Annotated in this window: 16 protein-coding genes; 5 read left to right on the forward strand and 11 right to left on the reverse strand. The window is 62.4% G+C overall.

Annotation, left to right across the window (positions count from 1 at the left end; translation table 11 throughout):
• Position 1 precedes the first annotated feature (1 nt).
• From RBB32_RS04105 to RBB32_RS04125, 5 genes are all read right to left on the reverse strand, one after another.
• Positions 2 to 796 (reverse strand): metal ABC transporter ATP-binding protein, encoded by a 795-nt coding sequence (locus tag RBB32_RS04105; protein WP_306151405.1) that lies wholly within the window; start codon positions 794 to 796, stop codon positions 2 to 4.
• Positions 797 to 799: 3 nt separating this feature from the next.
• Complete coding sequence (locus tag RBB32_RS04110; protein WP_306151406.1) at positions 800 to 1,756, reverse strand: metal ABC transporter solute-binding protein, Zn/Mn family; 957 nt, start codon at positions 1,754 to 1,756, stop codon at positions 800 to 802.
• Positions 1,757 to 1,850: 94 nt separating this feature from the next.
• Positions 1,851 to 2,804, reverse strand: coding sequence for a HAMP domain-containing sensor histidine kinase (locus RBB32_RS04115; protein WP_306151407.1), 954 nt, complete (start codon positions 2,802 to 2,804; stop codon positions 1,851 to 1,853).
• Positions 2,789 to 3,472, reverse strand: a complete 684-nt coding sequence (locus tag RBB32_RS04120) for a response regulator transcription factor (RefSeq protein ID WP_306151409.1) — start codon at positions 3,470 to 3,472, stop codon at positions 2,789 to 2,791. Before RBB32_RS04120 ends, RBB32_RS04115 begins: the two co-directional genes overlap by 16 nt.
• A gap of 1 nt (position 3,473) precedes the next feature.
• Positions 3,474 to 4,967 carry a DUF4153 domain-containing protein gene (locus tag RBB32_RS04125; RefSeq protein WP_306151410.1) on the reverse strand — a complete coding sequence of 498 codons (1,494 nt, stop codon included), beginning with the start codon at positions 4,965 to 4,967 and terminating at the stop codon, positions 3,474 to 3,476.
• Between the two features lie 166 nt (positions 4,968 to 5,133).
• On the opposite strand from RBB32_RS04125, the gene deoC reads away from it, so the two are divergent.
• The 3 genes from deoC to RBB32_RS04140 are packed head-to-tail and all read left to right on the forward strand — an operon-like array spanning position 5,134 to position 8,156.
• The gene (deoC, locus tag RBB32_RS04130) at positions 5,134 to 6,081 is read left to right on the forward strand and encodes a deoxyribose-phosphate aldolase (protein ID WP_306151411.1); all 948 of its coding nucleotides are present in this window, start codon (positions 5,134 to 5,136) and stop codon (positions 6,079 to 6,081) included.
• 60 nt (positions 6,082 to 6,141) lie between these two features.
• Positions 6,142 to 7,434, forward strand: coding sequence for a nicotinate phosphoribosyltransferase (pncB, locus tag RBB32_RS04135; protein ID WP_306151412.1), 1,293 nt, complete (start codon positions 6,142 to 6,144; stop codon positions 7,432 to 7,434).
• A gap of 23 nt (positions 7,435 to 7,457) precedes the next feature.
• Entirely contained in the window at positions 7,458 to 8,156 is a 699-nt protein-coding gene (locus RBB32_RS04140; protein ID WP_306151413.1) for a hypothetical protein, read from the forward strand.
• Positions 8,157 to 8,199: 43 nt separating this feature from the next.
• On the opposite strand, the gene RBB32_RS04145 is transcribed toward RBB32_RS04140, so the two are convergent.
• From RBB32_RS04145 to RBB32_RS04170, 6 genes are all read right to left on the reverse strand, one after another.
• The gene (locus RBB32_RS04145; protein ID WP_306151414.1) at positions 8,200 to 8,490 is read right to left on the reverse strand and encodes a type II toxin-antitoxin system RelE/ParE family toxin; all 291 of its coding nucleotides are present in this window, start codon (positions 8,488 to 8,490) and stop codon (positions 8,200 to 8,202) included.
• Complete coding sequence (locus tag RBB32_RS04150; RefSeq protein ID WP_306151415.1) at positions 8,487 to 8,732, reverse strand: type II toxin-antitoxin system ParD family antitoxin; 246 nt, start codon at positions 8,730 to 8,732, stop codon at positions 8,487 to 8,489. Before RBB32_RS04150 ends, RBB32_RS04145 begins: the two co-directional genes overlap by 4 nt.
• 218 nt (positions 8,733 to 8,950) lie before the next feature.
• On the reverse strand, positions 8,951 to 9,370 hold the full coding sequence (gene arfB / locus RBB32_RS04155) for an alternative ribosome rescue aminoacyl-tRNA hydrolase ArfB (protein ID WP_306151416.1): 420 nt from the start codon (positions 9,368 to 9,370) through the stop codon (positions 8,951 to 8,953).
• A 368-nt stretch (positions 9,371 to 9,738) separates the two neighbouring features.
• On the reverse strand, positions 9,739 to 10,545 hold the full coding sequence (mepA, locus tag RBB32_RS04160) for a penicillin-insensitive murein endopeptidase (RefSeq protein WP_371931017.1): 807 nt from the start codon (positions 10,543 to 10,545) through the stop codon (positions 9,739 to 9,741).
• Positions 10,546 to 10,634: 89 nt separating this feature from the next.
• Entirely contained in the window at positions 10,635 to 12,029 is a 1,395-nt protein-coding gene (locus tag RBB32_RS04165) for an MFS transporter (protein WP_306151418.1), read from the reverse strand.
• 57 nt (positions 12,030 to 12,086) lie between these two features.
• Positions 12,087 to 12,623, reverse strand: coding sequence for an acyl-CoA thioesterase (locus RBB32_RS04170; RefSeq protein WP_306151419.1), 537 nt, complete (start codon positions 12,621 to 12,623; stop codon positions 12,087 to 12,089).
• Positions 12,624 to 12,753: 130 nt separating this feature from the next.
• Here RBB32_RS04170 and RBB32_RS04175 point away from each other — a divergent pair, with 130 nt between their 5' ends.
• Positions 12,754 to 13,041: a YggT family protein gene (locus RBB32_RS04175; RefSeq protein ID WP_306151420.1), complete on the forward strand. Its 288-nt coding sequence runs from the start codon at positions 12,754 to 12,756 to the stop codon at positions 13,039 to 13,041.
• A 78-nt stretch (positions 13,042 to 13,119) separates the two neighbouring features.
• Entirely contained in the window at positions 13,120 to 15,159 is a 2,040-nt protein-coding gene (recQ, locus tag RBB32_RS04180) for a DNA helicase RecQ (protein ID WP_306151421.1), read from the forward strand.
• The last annotated feature ends 12 nt before the right edge of the window (positions 15,160 to 15,171 follow it).

The raw sequence follows: 15,171 nt of genomic DNA on the forward strand, positions 1-15,171 counted from the left end.
TCTAGCCCACCGCGCCCTTGGGCAGATTGGCCAACCGCCCGCCATAAGCGGCCTGCAGGGTTTCTTCGGTGAAACTCGTGCCCACCGGCCCCTCGGCCACCTTGTGGGTATTGATCAGGAAAACCCGGTCGAAATAATCGCCCACGGTGGACAGGTCGTGATGCACCGCGACCACGGTCATGCCCTTGGCCTTGAGGTCTTTCAGCACGGCGATAATCGTCTTTTCCGTGGCGGCATCGACGCCCGCGAAGGGCTCGTCCAACAGGTACAGGTCCGCCTCTTGCGCCAGGGCGCGGGCCAGGAAGACCCGTTGCTGCTGTCCACCGGAAAGCTGGCCGATCTGACGGTCGGCAAAGCCCTCCATGCCGACCCGCGACAGGCAGGACATCGCCCGCTCAAGATGCGTGGTGCGCACCCGGCGCAAAAGGCCCAACTCGCGCTGCATGCCCATCAAGACCACGTCGATCACCCGCGTCGGGAAGTCCCAGTCGACGCTGGCGCGCTGCGGCATATAGGCGATGCGCGCCCGCATCTTGGCCAAGGGCGCGCCCCAGCAGCTCACGCTGCCCGAAAGCGGCTTCACCACGCCCAGGGCGGCCTTGAGAAGCGTCGATTTCCCGGCGCCATTGGGGCCGATGATCGCCGTCATCGCGCCGGGTTCCACCGTCATGTCGACCGAGAATATCGCCGGTTTCTCGCCATAGCTGACCGTGAGGCCGCGAATGGCTAGCGGGCTGTGGCTGTGGTCGGCTTTCGGTTTCGGGTGCCCGCCTTCGCGGGCCAATCGCAAGGCCATCTATTACATCCCAATCCGCAGTTTGCCATCCATCCCGCGCTCGGGCACCTGCCCGCCAAGGGCGGCGGCGATGACCGTGGCGTTATGGTCGATCATGCCAAGATAGGTGCCTTCATAGGTGCCCGGCTCGCCCATCGCGTCCGAGAACAGCTCACCGCCGATGCGCACCTCGTGCCCTTTGGCGGCGGCCCCTTCGACAAGCGCGCGAATGTTGCGATCCGAGACCGAGGTTTCAACGAAAACCGCGCCGATATCGCGCTTTACCAGCATATCGACAAGGGTGCGGATGCGGTTGAGGCCGGCCTCGGATTCCGTGGAAATCCCCTGGATGCCCAGAACCTCGTAGCCATAGGCGCGCCCGAAATAGCCAAAGGCGTCATGCGCGGTCAGCAGCACGCGGGCGGGCTCTGGCACGGTTTGCAAAACACCGCGCGCATAGCTGCCAAGCCGGGTCACCTCTTGGATATAGGTTTCGGCATTGGCGGCGAAGATCTCGGCCCGGTCCGGGGCCACATCGGCCAGCGCATCGCGTACCGCGCGCACCACGGGCACCCATAATTCCGGCACCATCCAGACGTGGGGGTCAAACTTGCCGCTGTAATCCTCGTGGCCGATCAATTCGGCCTGCGGCACCGCCTCGCCCACGGCGACCACGTTGCGGCGGCGGCCCAGCTTGAGAAGAAACTCTTCCATCTGCGCCTCAAGGTACAGACCATGCCAAAGCGTCAGGTCGGCGCGCGTCATGGCGGCGATATCGCTGCGCGTCTGGCGGTAGGAATGCGGGTCAACCCCCGGCCCCATCAGGGCGCGCACCTCGATCTCATCGCCCCCCACGCGCCGCGCGGCATCGGCGATCATACCCGTCGAGGCCACGACCGAAAGGCGGGCCTGCGCCGTGGCAGGGCGGGCAACAAGACTGGCGGCGGCAAGGGCCAGAAGGTCACGGCGGGTCAGGGACATGGAATCGCTTTCTCGTATATTCTGCATTGCCGCGAATATGAGAGTCACTTGCAACTAAGTCAACTAAATTGCGAATGATTTGCAAAAACAAATTTTAAAAGCGCAGTTCGAACACCGCCCCACCGTCCGAGGGCAACAGTTCGATCTTCCATCCCACGGCCTCCAGCATGGTCTGCACGATGGTCAGGCCCATGCCGGTGCCGCCCTCGGCCCGCCGCGTGGTAAAGAACGGCGTGAAGACGCGGGCGCGGTTGCCCGCCTCGATGCCGGGGCCATTGTCGGCCACGGTGATCTGCCCCTCGCGCGCCGTGATGGTCAGCCGTGTCGCGCCATGCGCCTCGGCGTTCTGCGCCAGGTGCCCAAGGATGGCGCCCAGGGCCGCCGCATCCATCGGCACCTTGGCTTCGCCCTCCAGCGTCACCTCGATCCCGGCCTGCTGCCGTATCTCCTCCACCACCTCGGACAGCGCCGCAGGCCCCCGGCCCACCGGCTCCCGCGCGGCCGAGAGGTGCCGCAGCGCCTCAAGCTTGTCTTCCATGGCCAGTGCCGCGCGCTGCACCGTGCCGATCAGCGCCGCGCGATCCTCGGGCGCGGCATCGGCCTCCAGCAATTCCGCCGCGCCGATCAAACTGGTCAAAGGCGATTTCAATTCATGGGTCACATGATTGGTATAGGCCCTCAGCCCCGCCTCGCGGTCCTGCAAGGTGCTGCCCATGTCGATCACCGCCTGCCCCAGTTCCGACAGTTCCGGCGTCCCGTAGTGGCGCGGCACCGGCGCATCGCGCGCCCCGGCCTTCACCGCCTTGGCGTGTTCGGTCAGCGCATAGACCGGCCGCAACACCAACCGCCAGACCAGAAAGCCCAGAACGCAGGTTGCCACCACCGCCATCCAGAAGATCATCCAGGCGGTCTCGGCCCAGCCAAGGATATTTCCCGCCAGCTTGAAATAGGCGATCCCGACCAGTGGCAGGCACAGCACCGCCGCCAATGTCCCGCCCAGCACCAACGCAAGGGGCGGGCGCCATTTCTGCCTTACGCGGTCTGGCATGGCCCCATCCTGATACCCACGCCATGCACGGTCTCGATCGCCCCGGTACAGCCCGCCTCGTCCAGCTTGCCGCGCAGGTTGCGCAAATGGCTGTCCAGCGTCCTGTCAGACACATGAATCCCTGCGCCATAAACCGCGTCGATCAATTGCGCCTTGGTCGCCACGTGATCGGGCCGCGCCATGAGATGCGCCAAAAGCCCCATCTCGCGCGAAGTAAGGGCCACCGCGTCACCGGCCACTTCGCAAAGGTGCCGCGCCGGGTCCAGCATCAGAACCCCACGCCGCAGGGCCGCCGCCTCGGACGCGCCGCCGCTGCGCTTCAGGATCGCCTTGATCCGGGCCAGCAATTCGCGCGGTGAAAACGGCTTGGTCACGTAATCGTCGCCGCCCAGTTCGAAGCCGAGCACGCGGTCGATCTCGTCGTCCCGCGCGGTCAGGAACAGCACCGGGGTCTCGCGTTCGGCCCGCAAGCGGCGGCACAGGTCAAGGCCATCCATCCCCGGCAGGCCGATATCCAGCACGATCAAATTCGCCTGTCCGTTGCGGGCCTTGGCCAAGCCCTCCGGCCCGTCGCCCGCCTCGGATACCTCGTAGCCGGCCTGCTTCAACGTGATCCGAAGAACAGATCGAATTTCAGGGTCGTCATCGACAATCAGAACCTTACTCATTTCAGGCACCCGGCGCACTGGTTTCCAACTTTTCAAGCCTACGCAACACGCGCCAGTCCCGAAACCCCCATTCACGCCAGTCACCGCTGCCGATCTGTCGCGGTTCCGGGAAATTGAACTGCTTGCACAAATTATGCCCGGTCCGCCGCCCATAGGCGCGGATTTCCGGCAGGGCCGCGGGGCCAAGCCGACAGACATAATAGGCGTCCTTTCGGACCTCGTGGGTCAGGTTGTAATGCGCGATCGCGCGATCGAAACTCAGGAAGAGGGACAGGTACAAAACCCCGGCACTTAGCGCCATGCCCCGCAGCACCAGCCACCCGGCGGGCTTGCGCGCCACGATCTGCCACAAGACCAACGCCAGCAAGACCGCGACAAGCCCCATCCAGATGGCCGCCGACAGGCGCAACCGGGTCAGCCCGTAAACACCCACGTAAAGCTCCAGCCGCAGCATGGACGAGATGACCAGCCACACCGTCTGCGCCACCCAGAACAGCAAGGCGGCACGCAACCACCGATCCGCCTCGGCAAAGGGGCGTGCGACGATGGCAAAACCGCCTGCCAAAAGCGCGGTCACCAACAGCGAATAAGCCCCCCTATGGGCATATTGCGCATGGCCCACCCCCTCGGGCAGGGCCACACCGCCCCAAAGGTAGGTCAGGTCCATCACCGTTTGCACCGCGAAGATCAGGTTGAACAGGATGACCGACCGGCGCACCGCCTCGGGGTTCAACCACCGGGGCAGGCGGCGCGGGCCGTGGCGATCCACGCGCCCGGGCGGGCGCAAGCGTTCCTGAAACTCCGCCAGATTGAGCACTGGCCAGATCAGCACCGCGATCCCGGCCCAAAAGCTGACGCGCGACAGATCGGGCAATTCCACGTTCGACAGGCCCACGGCCCAGTCTTCGAACACCGGGTTCGCCTCGATCAACAGGCTCAGGAAAATCAGGCTCATTCCCAGTGGCAAGGCCCATCCCAAAACGGCCTTGGACAATGTGCCTGTGCTTGGCCCCCCGGTCATGCTCAACCCGTTCCACAGGTCATTCGCCGTCTGCCAAGGGCCAAGCCAGATCAGGCGCAGCGCGCCGCGTATCGCCCCGGCCAGGCCGGGCCAGCCGCCCAATCCGATCCACGCCGCGCCCATCAACAGGCCGATCCACCAAAACAGGATGGAAAGCACCTGCACCTGCTCTACCAAGGGCAGCATCAGGAAAGCCCCAAGGATGAAACCGCCCCACCCCTTGCCATCGCGCATCGCCAGCCCGGCAAACAACAGCATCGCGCCGAACAGGGCCAGCGACAGGCCCGCATCCACCCCCCAAAGCAGCATATCGGCCAGCAGGATCAGCGCCGCAAGCGCGCCGATGCGTTCCAACCGCCCCGGCCCGCGCGCCCCGTCTGCGCGGGGGGGCGGCAGGTGGCGGGTGATCCCGTCCATCCACCAACTGTCTGTCTGGATCGACGCGGGAACGCCCCGCACGAGAAAGCTTTTCATGGTCTTGCCCCTCATTTGCATATGGTTCGGGGCCTTGCCTAAAGCGCGGCTTTGCACGGGCGCCGCAGCAGTTGTGCAGTTTTTGCGCATTTGCGGGGTGGGCCTTGGGTTGCCACGGGGCAGGGCGCATGCAACAGCTTGGGCCACGTCTTACCAGGGATCTGCCATGCGCCGCTTTACCGATATTGCCCCGCCACCGCTTGCCGCCACCTATCCGCCCCGCAACCCGGGGCAGGCGCTTGATCCGCAGTGGCTGAACGGTGTGCAGGTGGACGAGCCCGCGATCGCGGCAGAGGCCGCCGAGATCGAGGCAAGCTGTGCGGATGCGGGCCCCCATCACGCCGCATGGCTGATCCGTGCGATCCAGTGCATGGACCTGACCACGCTTTCGGGCGATGACACGCCCGCGCGGGTGCAGGCCTTGTGCGAAACCGCCCGCGCGCCCCTGCCTGCCGATCTGGCGGAGAAGTACGGGGCAGGGGGCCTGACCGTTGGCGCGGTCTGTGTCTATCACGCGATGATCCCCGCGGCCCTTGCCGCGCTCGAAGGTTCGGACATCCCCGTCGCCGTGGTCTCGGCCGGGTTCCCGGCGGGCCTTTCCTCCCCTCGCGCCCGCGTCATCGAAGTTGAAGACAGCGTTGCCGCCGGGGCAAAGGAGATTGACATCGTCGTGCCCCGCTACCTCGCCCTGTCAGGCGATTGGGGGGCGCTTTACGATGATATCCGCGCCCTGCGCATGGCCTGTGGGGACGCGCACCTGAAATGCATCCTCTCGGTGGGGGAATTGGGCGATCTTACCACCGTCGCCCGCGCCGCCCTGACCGCGATGATGGCCGGGGCCGATGTGGTGAAAACCTCGACCGGCAAGGAAGCCACCAACGCCACCCTGCCCACAGCCCTTGCCATGCTCGACACGATCCAGGCCTACCATCAGGCGACGGGCCTTCGCATCGGCTTCAAACCCGCCGGCGGCATTTCCACCGCCCGCGCGGCCCTGCCTTACATGGCCGCCACCCATGCCCGCCTTGGCCCCGAATGGCTCCAGCCCACCCTGTTCCGCTTCGGGGCCTCTTCCCTTCTCAAGGACATTCGCGCCACGCTTGCCGCGTCCTGACCTTGCCACCCCCCGCCCGCTTTGCTTTAACCGGGCGGGATTATTCCCCGGAGGCCCGCCATGGTCGATATCGCCACCCGCGTCTACAACCACCGCTGGAAGATGGACCCCATCGTGCGGTCCCTCATCGACACGGATTTCTACAAGCTGCTGATGTGCCAATCGGTCTTTCGCAACAAGCCCGACACCGATGTGACTTTCTCGCTCATCAACCGCAGCACATCCATCCGCCTTGCCGACTTCATCGACGAAGGCGAGCTGCGCGAACAGCTTGATCATATCCGCTCCCTCTCGCTGTCGCGCGGGGAAAGCACATGGCTGCGCGGCAACACCTTCTATGGCAAACGCCAGATGTTCACCCCCGCCTTCATGGAGTGGTTCGAAAACCTGCGCCTGCCCCCCTACCACCTCGAAAAACGCGACGGGCAGTACGAACTGACCTTCGAGGGCAAATGGCCCGAGGTCATGCTCTGGGAAATCCCGGCGCTTGCGGTGCTGATGGAACTGCGCTCGCGCGCTGTCCTGCACGACATGAAGAAATTCGAACTGCAGGTTCTCTACGCCCGCGCCATGACCAAGCTTTGGGGCAAGATCGAACGCCTGCGGGGCCTGCCGGGCCTGCGCATCGCCGATTTCGGCACCCGCCGCCGCCATTCCTTCATGTGGCAGGATTGGTGCGTGCGGGCCATGGGCGAAGGTCTGGGCGAGAAATTCGTCGGCACCTCCAACTGTCTCATCGCCAAGAACCGCGATCTTGAGGCGATCGGCACCAACGCCCACGAACTGCCCATGGTCTATGCCGCGCTGGCCAAGGATGACGAGGCCCTGCGCCAGGCCCCCTACAAGGTGCTGGCCGACTGGCACGAGGAGCACGAGGGCAACCTGCGCATCATCCTGCCCGACACCTACGGCACCCAAGGCTTCCTCGATCACGCGCCCGATTGGCTGGCCGGCTGGACAGGCATCCGCATCGATTCAGGCGATCCCGCCACCGGGGCCGAAACCGCCATCCGCTGGTGGCAAACCCGCGGCGAAGACCCGCGCGAGAAGCTGATCATCTTTTCCGACGGGCTGGACGAGGACAAGATCATCGAGTTGCACAAACAATTCTACGGCCGCGTGAAATTCAGCTTCGGCTGGGGGACACTCCTGACCAACGATTTCCGAGGGCTCACCGAAAACGACGCCCTCGCCCCCTTCTCCCTGGTCTGCAAGGCCGTGGCGGCCAACGGGCGCCCCACGGTGAAACTCTCGGACAACCCGAAAAAAGCCATGGGACCGGAGGAGGAGATCACCCGGTATAAACGGGTGTTTGGCGTGGGTGAGCAGGAGGAGATGGAGGTTGTTGTTTAGGGATTTAGGAAGATAAACCGCCAATGGAATACTTACAGGACGTTTGGGAATATATTCTGAATTCAGACAATCGAGATTTGCTATCCTGGTTGGGAGGCCTTCTCGCTGCCATTTGTGGGTTTATTTTTTGGGTTTGGACCCATGTGCGCAAGAAAGGTGGACGCGAGCAGAAGTTTTTTGGCTTAGGTGGCCGTGGCGGAAATGCCAAGGTTGTTGGGCAAGGTACGGCAGTCGGCGGTATAGGCGGGAAAGGTGGTGCATTAGGTATTGGTGGTGATGGAGGGAGCGCCGAAGTGGTAGGCAATGGCCTCGCAATTGGTGGCGATGGTGGCGATGCTGGATATCCCTTCAGGCCGGCCTTGGGCGCACCCTCGGTGATGGAACGCCAGAAAACGCTCTTGGGGCAAGATTTCAGCAACGACCGAACAGCAATTGACAAATACGGCTTGATCCACATCGGGCGTGGTGGCGACTCTTATGAATGTGAGGTTAGTTTTGACGACAGGAAATATCCTTTGAACGTACTTCTCAGGCTCTTACGTATTTGGGACGAGAATATCCTCGTAGATGTAGACACAACCAATCCCGACTGTCCTCAAGATTGGTGGAATACCGCAGTTGACAGGCACCCAGAGCTGGCCTTCAAGGCAATGGAACACATTCGATATTGTGAAGACCATGCAATGTTAGAGGGCTTACCGCCGCGCAATCCATATCTGTAAGCAATGAGACTTGTATTTATCTTTAGCTCTGGCTCAATAAGTCTCAAACCCACCGTCCCGCATCCATCCGCTGATGCAGGACTCGGATCACCTCAACGGCATCGGCATCTTCTCGGAAATAAACAACATGCCGTCCGCTGGTCGCCCTGTGGCATCCGGGCAAGACATCCTCGGCGCTGCGGGAGACTGTGGTGCCATCCGCTAACCCCGTAATCGCGGCGCGGATTGCATCCAAGTATCTGTTGGCCTGTTGTGGGCCCCATTTCTCCGCAGAATATTCCCAGATACCACGCAGGTCCTGCCGGGCCTCATGCGAAAGGCGCAAGTGCATCATGCGCGATGCTTGGCGTTCATATCAGCCAAGAATTCATCGAAATCGAAATCTTCGATGAAACCGCTGTCGATGCCCTTTTGCAATTCCGCCCTCAGGCGTTGCAGTTTTTCTTCTTCCGCTTCCAACATCCGCAATCCCGCGCGCACCACGTCACTGGCCGAGTTATAGCGGCCAGATTCCACGGCTTTGGTTATGAAATCGTTAAAGTGATCGCTCAGGACGACCGAGGTGTTGCGCGGCATGGGCTGTCTCCTTCGTCCGCAATATACCAATTCTTGGTACTCGCTTCAATCCACCGGCTCTCTGTCTGGCGCGGCTTTGCCGCGCGGCCCCCCCACCCCCACAGGGTGGGGGCCATGACGGTGGAACATCGGTATCACGGTACCCGCAGTCACCCTTCCCGGGCTTGACCCGGGACCTCACGGTCTGACCCGAGGCCCCAGGTCAAGCCCGGGGCGCTTCACTCCTCCCCATCAACTTTGCCCCTCAACGCCTTCTTCTCACCGCGCACCTTCTTGGCCTTCAACCGGCGTTTCTTTGACCCCAGGGTGGGGCGCGTCGGGATCCGCCGTTTGGGTTTTTCGCAGGCTTTGCGGATCAACTCGGCCAGGCGCTCCCGCGCGATCTCGCGGTTGCGGGCCTGTGAACGGGTTTCTTCCACCTGGATCACCAGCGCGCCGTCCTTGGTCCAGCGTCGCCCCGCCACCCGGCGCAACCGGCGTTTCACCGCATCGGGCAGGTTGGGCGAGCGGTCCGCCTCGAAGCGCAGTTCCACCGCCGTCGCCACCTTGTTGACGTTCTGCCCGCCGGGGCCCGAGGCGCGGATGAACTGTTCGGTCAGTTCCCAGTCTTCGATTGTGATCTGGTCGTTAACTTTCATGGGCTCTCAACGGCGTCGTCTGGACAAACTGTACAGAGGTCTTCGTGGCGGGGTGGAGGTCTGTACAAAACTCCGGGGGTCTCTGTACAAAACGTACAAAATTCAAAGGGCCGTTTCGGTTAACGAAACGGCCCTCTAAAGGTTAACGGAGGCGGGGCGGTTAGGCCATGCCAATCCGGGTGGTCATACGCCCGAGGGCTGCCTCAGACGGTGCCTCCCCTGACTGTTCCGACACCTCTCTCCAATCCCTTTATAGACACTGGACCACCTCCTTTCAGTTGTTGAACTTATCCACAGCCTGCCACAGATTTCGTAGTTGTCAAAACAAAATACAGTGGCGGGTGTAATTTTTTCCTCCAGATATGGCGTTACTCTGATTGAAGCACCGAAACGCACTGGCCCGGCAGGTCGGCCATGGTCAACTCGCGCCGGGGTTTCGGCTTGGGCGCGTCGGGGTCGGGCGGCGGCGGGTTGAGGATGTTGTTCACCCACTCCTGCGCATCGGCACAGCCATCGCCGGGCGGCGGCGGGCTTTGATTCACGCAACCCCTTGCATTATCAGGACATTTCAGGCGCACATGGAAATGATAATGGTGCCCCCACCACGGCCGGATCTTCCTGAGCCACGCGCGGTCGCCCTTTTCATCATTGCACATCTGCACCTTGGCCCCCGGAAACACGAAAATCCGCGCCGTGCGCGAATCCTTGGCGGCGGCCTTGATGATCTCGTGATGTGCCCGCGTCCATTTATCGTTTGTATAGGCACCCTTAGCACGCCGCATCGAGATCGAGGATATGCCCTCGCGCTCGGATCGGCTCAGGTTCAACCGGTCCGCAGGGCGCATCCAGATGTCGACATCCATGCCGATCTGATGGCTGCGGTGCCCCGAAAGCATCGGCCCCCCGCGCGGTTGGCTGATGTCGCCGATGTAAAGGCCGTTCCACCCCGGTTGACGCGCGGCCGCGCGCGAAAGTTTCTGAATATAATCAATCGTTTCCGGGTGACCCCAGTTGCGATTCCGGCTTAGGCGCATGGCCTGCCATGTGGGGCCGGTTTCGGCCAATTGCGCGCCCCCGGCCATACAGCCCTTGGAGTAGCTGCCAAACGGTTCATCCCGTTGTGGCGATGCGTTTTTCTTTTGCCCAAACAATTGCTTGGCATGCACGCCGCGCATTGATGCCGGGATATTCTGCGTTGAAACGACTTTCTTCGCGGGGCTGTTAACCTCTGGCGCCGATCCGCCGCAGGCCGACAAACCAAGGGTTAACGCGATGATTGTGAGGGTGCGGCCCATGTGTCCCGATCTCCTTCCGCCTTGACCCAGCGTAGCAGCAGAAGACCAATCAGGAAAAGGATTATCAAGGGCGACACGCCAATTCGCGCACTGCCGCTTATCGTCGTGGCAACCCCGATCAGCGCCGGTGCGATAAAGGCCGTGGCCCGCCCCGACAGGCCATAGAGGCCGAAGCTTTCGGTCGGGGCCTTGGGGTCGGTATGGCGCACCATGAGCGAGCGGCTGGCCGCCTGAAGCGTGCCACCGAAGCCGCCGATAAGTACCCCGCATCCAAAGAAAATCGCATCGGGAAGGCTTGACCCTTCAGGCAGGGCGATGCCCCAGAGTTGCTCGCGGTCCATGCCGACAACCGTCACGCAAACCAGCATCAAACCCCAGATCGCCACGAGGATCACGGGTTTGGGGCCAAAGCGTTTGTCGGCCTTGCCCCCCAGCCAACTGAACAGGGCAGCGGAAATTCCGCCGATGATCCCGAAAATCCCGATCGACACGATGCTCCACCCCAGCACGAGGTTCGCGTAAAATCCGCCGAAGGTATAAAGCCCGTTCAGCGCGTCGCGATAGAGCATCGACGATACAAGGTAGGACGTCAGGCTGACCCGGCGCTTCAACCCTTTCACCGACCGCCCCAAAAGACGCAGGGCATCGCCCACACCGCGCCCTTGGGCGGGCGGGCCAATATCACGGACCCAGAGGAAATAGGGCACCATGAAGACCGCATACCATAGCGCCACGAAGGGCCCGACAAAGCGTGTGCCCTCGTTCTGTTCGGCATCAAGGCCAAAGGCGGGGTCCAGCCCGATCAGGGTTTTGCCGTTGGGCTGTTCGGTAAACAGAAGCAGCATGATGGCAAGCGCGACCAACCCGCCGATATACCCGATGGCAAAGCCCGAGCCGGAAAGTTGCCCCACGTCGTCGCTTTTGCCAAGCGAGGGAAGTTGCGAGTTGATGAAGATCAGGGCGTATTCGGCGCCGATAAACCCAATGCCGAACGTCACAAGGCCCCACATCAGGTTGGAGCCATCGGGCGACATGAACCAAATCCCGGATGCCCCGATGACGTAGAGCACCGAAAACCCAACGATCCAAGGCAGGCGTTTGCCCGCTGTATCGGCCAGTGCCCCGAAAAACGGCGCACCGAACCCGATGATCAACCCGGTGATGGTCAGGCCAAAGGACCACAGGCTTTGCGCACTGGCCTTGGCGGCTTCGGCATCTTGGCCAAGCGACAGGTAATGTTCCTTCGCGACCAAGGCGAAGAAGGGGCCGAAAACGAATGTAACCAGCAGGGTATGATAGGGTTGACTGGCCCAGTCGAAGGCATACCAGCCCCAGATGCGTTTCTTTGCGGAAATCTCGGCCATGCTCATGCCCCTTCTGCATTTGGGGCGATAAGACAGGCTATGGCCAGAACTGGCAAGTCATTCCTGCATTGGCGGCCAAGGGCGTTTGGTGTCGGCGTCGATCCATGCGTTGACCCATTCGGGCGCATCGGGGCGCGTCAGGTTCTGGCCCACTTCGGCCATTACCTCATTGGGGGGAACGATCCCCGATTTGCCCGTCACGGCGGTGCGCAACAGGATATGGTTTGCGCATTCGCCCGAGGCCTTCCACATGGATTGTTCGATATAGACGAACCTGTCGTCCCACCAGACCGCGCGTGATTGCATCTCAACGGTTTCAAACATCCGGATGCGGCGGCGATAGCGCACCGAGACCCCGGCCACGGTCAGCCCCCATTTGCGCCGTTTCAAAGCGGCAATCAGGCCCACCCGTTGCGCCAGCGGAATGCGCCCCATGTCGAACAGGGTCAGGGTGCGACCGTTGTTCAGTTCCATCCAAAGGTCGATATCCCAAGGCAGGCACATGTGCCGCGAAACGTGGGTATCGGTCACGCCAAGGGGGGCGTCCTTGCGGTGTTTGAACATTTGCCAGATCAGGCGGATCACAGGGTACATGGGCACATCTCCTTTGCGCGGTTTGTCATTGGACAGGCCGCGAAGGTCAACCACAACCCCGCGTCAGACTTGCGCTTTGCAGATCACGCGCTTAGGTCTTGGGCGCACTGACCACCAAAGGACGTTACCCATGCTGTCGTTGTTTCAGATTCTCATGCTGCTGCTTGATGTGCTGTGGTTCTTCATCATCGCCCATGTGATCATGAGTTGGCTGATCAACTTTCAGGTGCTCAACCTGCACCAGCAGTTTGTCGCGCAAATCTGGTACGGCCTGAACCGGATACTCGAGCCGATCTATGCGCCGATCCGGCGTATCCTGCCGCCAATGTCGGGGATCGACCTTGCCCCACTGGTGGCGCTGATCGCGGTTTATGCCCTGCGGATCATCCTGATGAACAACATGCAGGCCTTTTACTGATCCGGGCCTTGTTTACCGAATCTTAGTGTGAAAAAGTCACCTGTAAGAGCAGACAATTAAAATCTTACGGGCTTTCTCATGCAGAGCGCTGCCACGCTATTGCGCGACGTTTTCGGCTATGAATCCTTCCGCCCCGGGCAGGAGGAGATCGTGCATACCATCCATCAAGGGTGCAACACGCTGGCCATCATGCCGACGGGTGGCGGGAAATCCCTTTGTTTTCAACTTCCGGCGCTGATGCGTGACGGGGTGACCGTGGTCATCTCGCCCTTGATTGCCCTAATGCGCGATCAGGTGCGCGCCCTGCGCGAGGCGGGGGTTGAGGCCGGCGCGCTGACCTCGGGCAATACCGAGGAAGAAACCGCCGCTGTCTGGGGCGCGCTTGATCAGGGGCAGTTGAAGCTGCTTTACATCGCACCCGAGCGTTTGGCGGCAGGATCGGCCATGGGGATGCTGCGCCGGATCGGTGTTTCCTTGATCGCCGTGGACGAGGCCCACTGCGTGAGCCAATGGGGCCATGATTTCCGGCCCGATTACCTGCGCATCGGGGAGTTGCGGCGCGCGCTGAACGTTCCCTTGGCCGCGTTCACGGCCACGGCGGATGCCGAAACCCGCGATGAGATTGTCGAAAAGCTGTTCGATGGTACCGCGCCGCAAACCTTCCTTGAAGGCTTTGACCGGCCCAACATCCATCTTGGCTTTGCGCCCAAGGACAGCCCCCGGCGGCAGATCCTTGAGTTCTCGGCCGCGCGCAAGGGGCAATCGGGCATTGTTTATTGCGGCACGCGGGCCAAGACAGAAAGCCTGGCTGCCGCCCTGCGCGAGGCGGGGCACAACGCCTGCCATTACCACGGCGGGATGGAGGCCGATGAGCGTCGCCATGTCGAAGGGCGTTTCAGCACCGAGGATGGCTTGATCGTGGTGGCCACGGTGGCCTTTGGCATGGGCGTGGACAAACCCGATATCCGCTGGGTGGCGCATGCCGACCTGCCCAAGTCGATCGAGGCCTATTACCAGGAGATCGGCCGCGCGGGGCGGGATGGCGCGCCTGCCGAAACCCTGACCCTTTTCGGCCCCGACGACATCCGCCTGCGCCGCAGCCAGATTGACGAGGGGCTTGCCCCGCCCGAACGCCGCATGGCCGATCATGGGCGGTTGAACGCGCTTCTTGGTCTGGCCGAAGCCCTTGAATGCCGCCGCGCGACCTTGCTGCGCTATTTCGGGGAAGAGGCGACGCCGTGCGGCAATTGCGACCTTTGCGATACCCCGCCGGAAACCTTCGACGGCACTCAAGCGGTGCGCAAGGCGCTGTCGGCGATCCTGCGGACCGAGGAACGCTTTGGCGCGGGGCATCTGATTGATATTCTCATCGGCAACGCCACCGAGAAGGTGCAGGCGCGCGGGCACGATCAACTGCCCACTTTCGGCGTGGGCCGTGAGTTGGAGCGGCGCAACTGGCAAGGCGTGTTCCGGCAGATGATGGGCCATGACCTTATCCGCCCTGACCCTGAACGCCACGGCGCCCTGCGGATGACCGACAAGGCCCTGCCGCTTTTGCGCGATCAAGAGGCGATCACCCTGCGGCGTGACACGCTTGTTCCCAAAACCCGCCGTCCCGCCGCCAAGGCGCTTGTTTCGGACGAAGATGCGCCGCTGCTTTCCGCCCTCAAGGCCAAGCGCCGCGCCTTGGCCGAGGCCGCCAAGGTGCCGGCCTATGTGGTCTTCAATGACCGTACCCTGATCGAAATGGCCGAGAAACGCCCCAACAGCCTTGATGACATGGCCCGTATCGGCGGGGTGGGGGCCAAGAAGCTTGAAAAATACGGCGATGATTTCCTGTCGGTCATCAATGGCGAGGCCGAGGCCATGCATCCAACCCGCCGCAAGCTGGCGGGGCGCGCGGCGGGCTCTCTTTACGATCAACTGCTTGAGGTGCAGGCCGATCTGGCGCGTGGTGAAGGTGGCATCGACAAACCGCTTAGCTGCTCCGCCACGCTTTTGGCCAAGGTGGCCAGTAGCCGCCCCGGCGATCTGGACAGCCTGACGCGCATCCTTGGCGAACGCCGCGCCGAACGCTTTGGCCCGGCGTTTCTGGACGTTTTGCAAGCGGCGGACTAAATCAGTCGCAAC

The sequence above is a fragment of the Roseovarius sp. MMSF_3281 genome (assembly GCF_030733685.1).
Taxonomy (GTDB): domain Bacteria; phylum Pseudomonadota; class Alphaproteobacteria; order Rhodobacterales; family Rhodobacteraceae; genus Roseovarius.

Bases quoted from the DNA above. Each gene is read 5' to 3' on its own strand.
- RBB32_RS04115 (WP_306151407.1), bottom strand. From the start codon at position 2,804: ATGCCAGACCGCGTAAGGCAGAAATGGCGCCCGCCCCTTGCGTTGGTG.
- deoC (WP_306151411.1), top strand. From the start codon at position 5,134: ATGCGCCGCTTTACCGATATTGCCCCGCCACCGCTTGCCGCCACCTAT.
- mepA (WP_371931017.1), bottom strand. From the start codon at position 10,545: ATGCGCGGCGTGCATGCCAAGCAATTGTTTGGGCAAAAGAAAAACGCA.
- RBB32_RS04150 (WP_306151415.1), bottom strand. From the start codon at position 8,732: ATGCCGCGCAACACCTCGGTCGTCCTGAGCGATCACTTTAACGATTTC.
- arfB (WP_306151416.1), bottom strand. From the start codon at position 9,370: ATGAAAGTTAACGACCAGATCACAATCGAAGACTGGGAACTGACCGAA.
- recQ (WP_306151421.1), top strand. From the start codon at position 13,120: ATGCAGAGCGCTGCCACGCTATTGCGCGACGTTTTCGGCTATGAATCC.
- RBB32_RS04140 (WP_306151413.1), top strand. From the start codon at position 7,458: ATGGAATACTTACAGGACGTTTGGGAATATATTCTGAATTCAGACAAT.
- RBB32_RS04120 (WP_306151409.1), bottom strand. From the start codon at position 3,472: ATGAGTAAGGTTCTGATTGTCGATGACGACCCTGAAATTCGATCTGTT.
- RBB32_RS04145 (WP_306151414.1), bottom strand. From the start codon at position 8,490: ATGATGCACTTGCGCCTTTCGCATGAGGCCCGGCAGGACCTGCGTGGT.
- RBB32_RS04165 (WP_306151418.1), bottom strand. From the start codon at position 12,029: ATGGCCGAGATTTCCGCAAAGAAACGCATCTGGGGCTGGTATGCCTTC.
- RBB32_RS04125 (WP_306151410.1), bottom strand. From the start codon at position 4,967: ATGAAAAGCTTTCTCGTGCGGGGCGTTCCCGCGTCGATCCAGACAGAC.
- RBB32_RS04105 (WP_306151405.1), bottom strand. From the start codon at position 796: ATGGCCTTGCGATTGGCCCGCGAAGGCGGGCACCCGAAACCGAAAGCC.
- pncB (WP_306151412.1), top strand. From the start codon at position 6,142: ATGGTCGATATCGCCACCCGCGTCTACAACCACCGCTGGAAGATGGAC.
- RBB32_RS04170 (WP_306151419.1), bottom strand. From the start codon at position 12,623: ATGTACCCTGTGATCCGCCTGATCTGGCAAATGTTCAAACACCGCAAG.
- RBB32_RS04175 (WP_306151420.1), top strand. From the start codon at position 12,754: ATGCTGTCGTTGTTTCAGATTCTCATGCTGCTGCTTGATGTGCTGTGG.
- RBB32_RS04110 (WP_306151406.1), bottom strand. From the start codon at position 1,756: ATGTCCCTGACCCGCCGTGACCTTCTGGCCCTTGCCGCCGCCAGTCTT.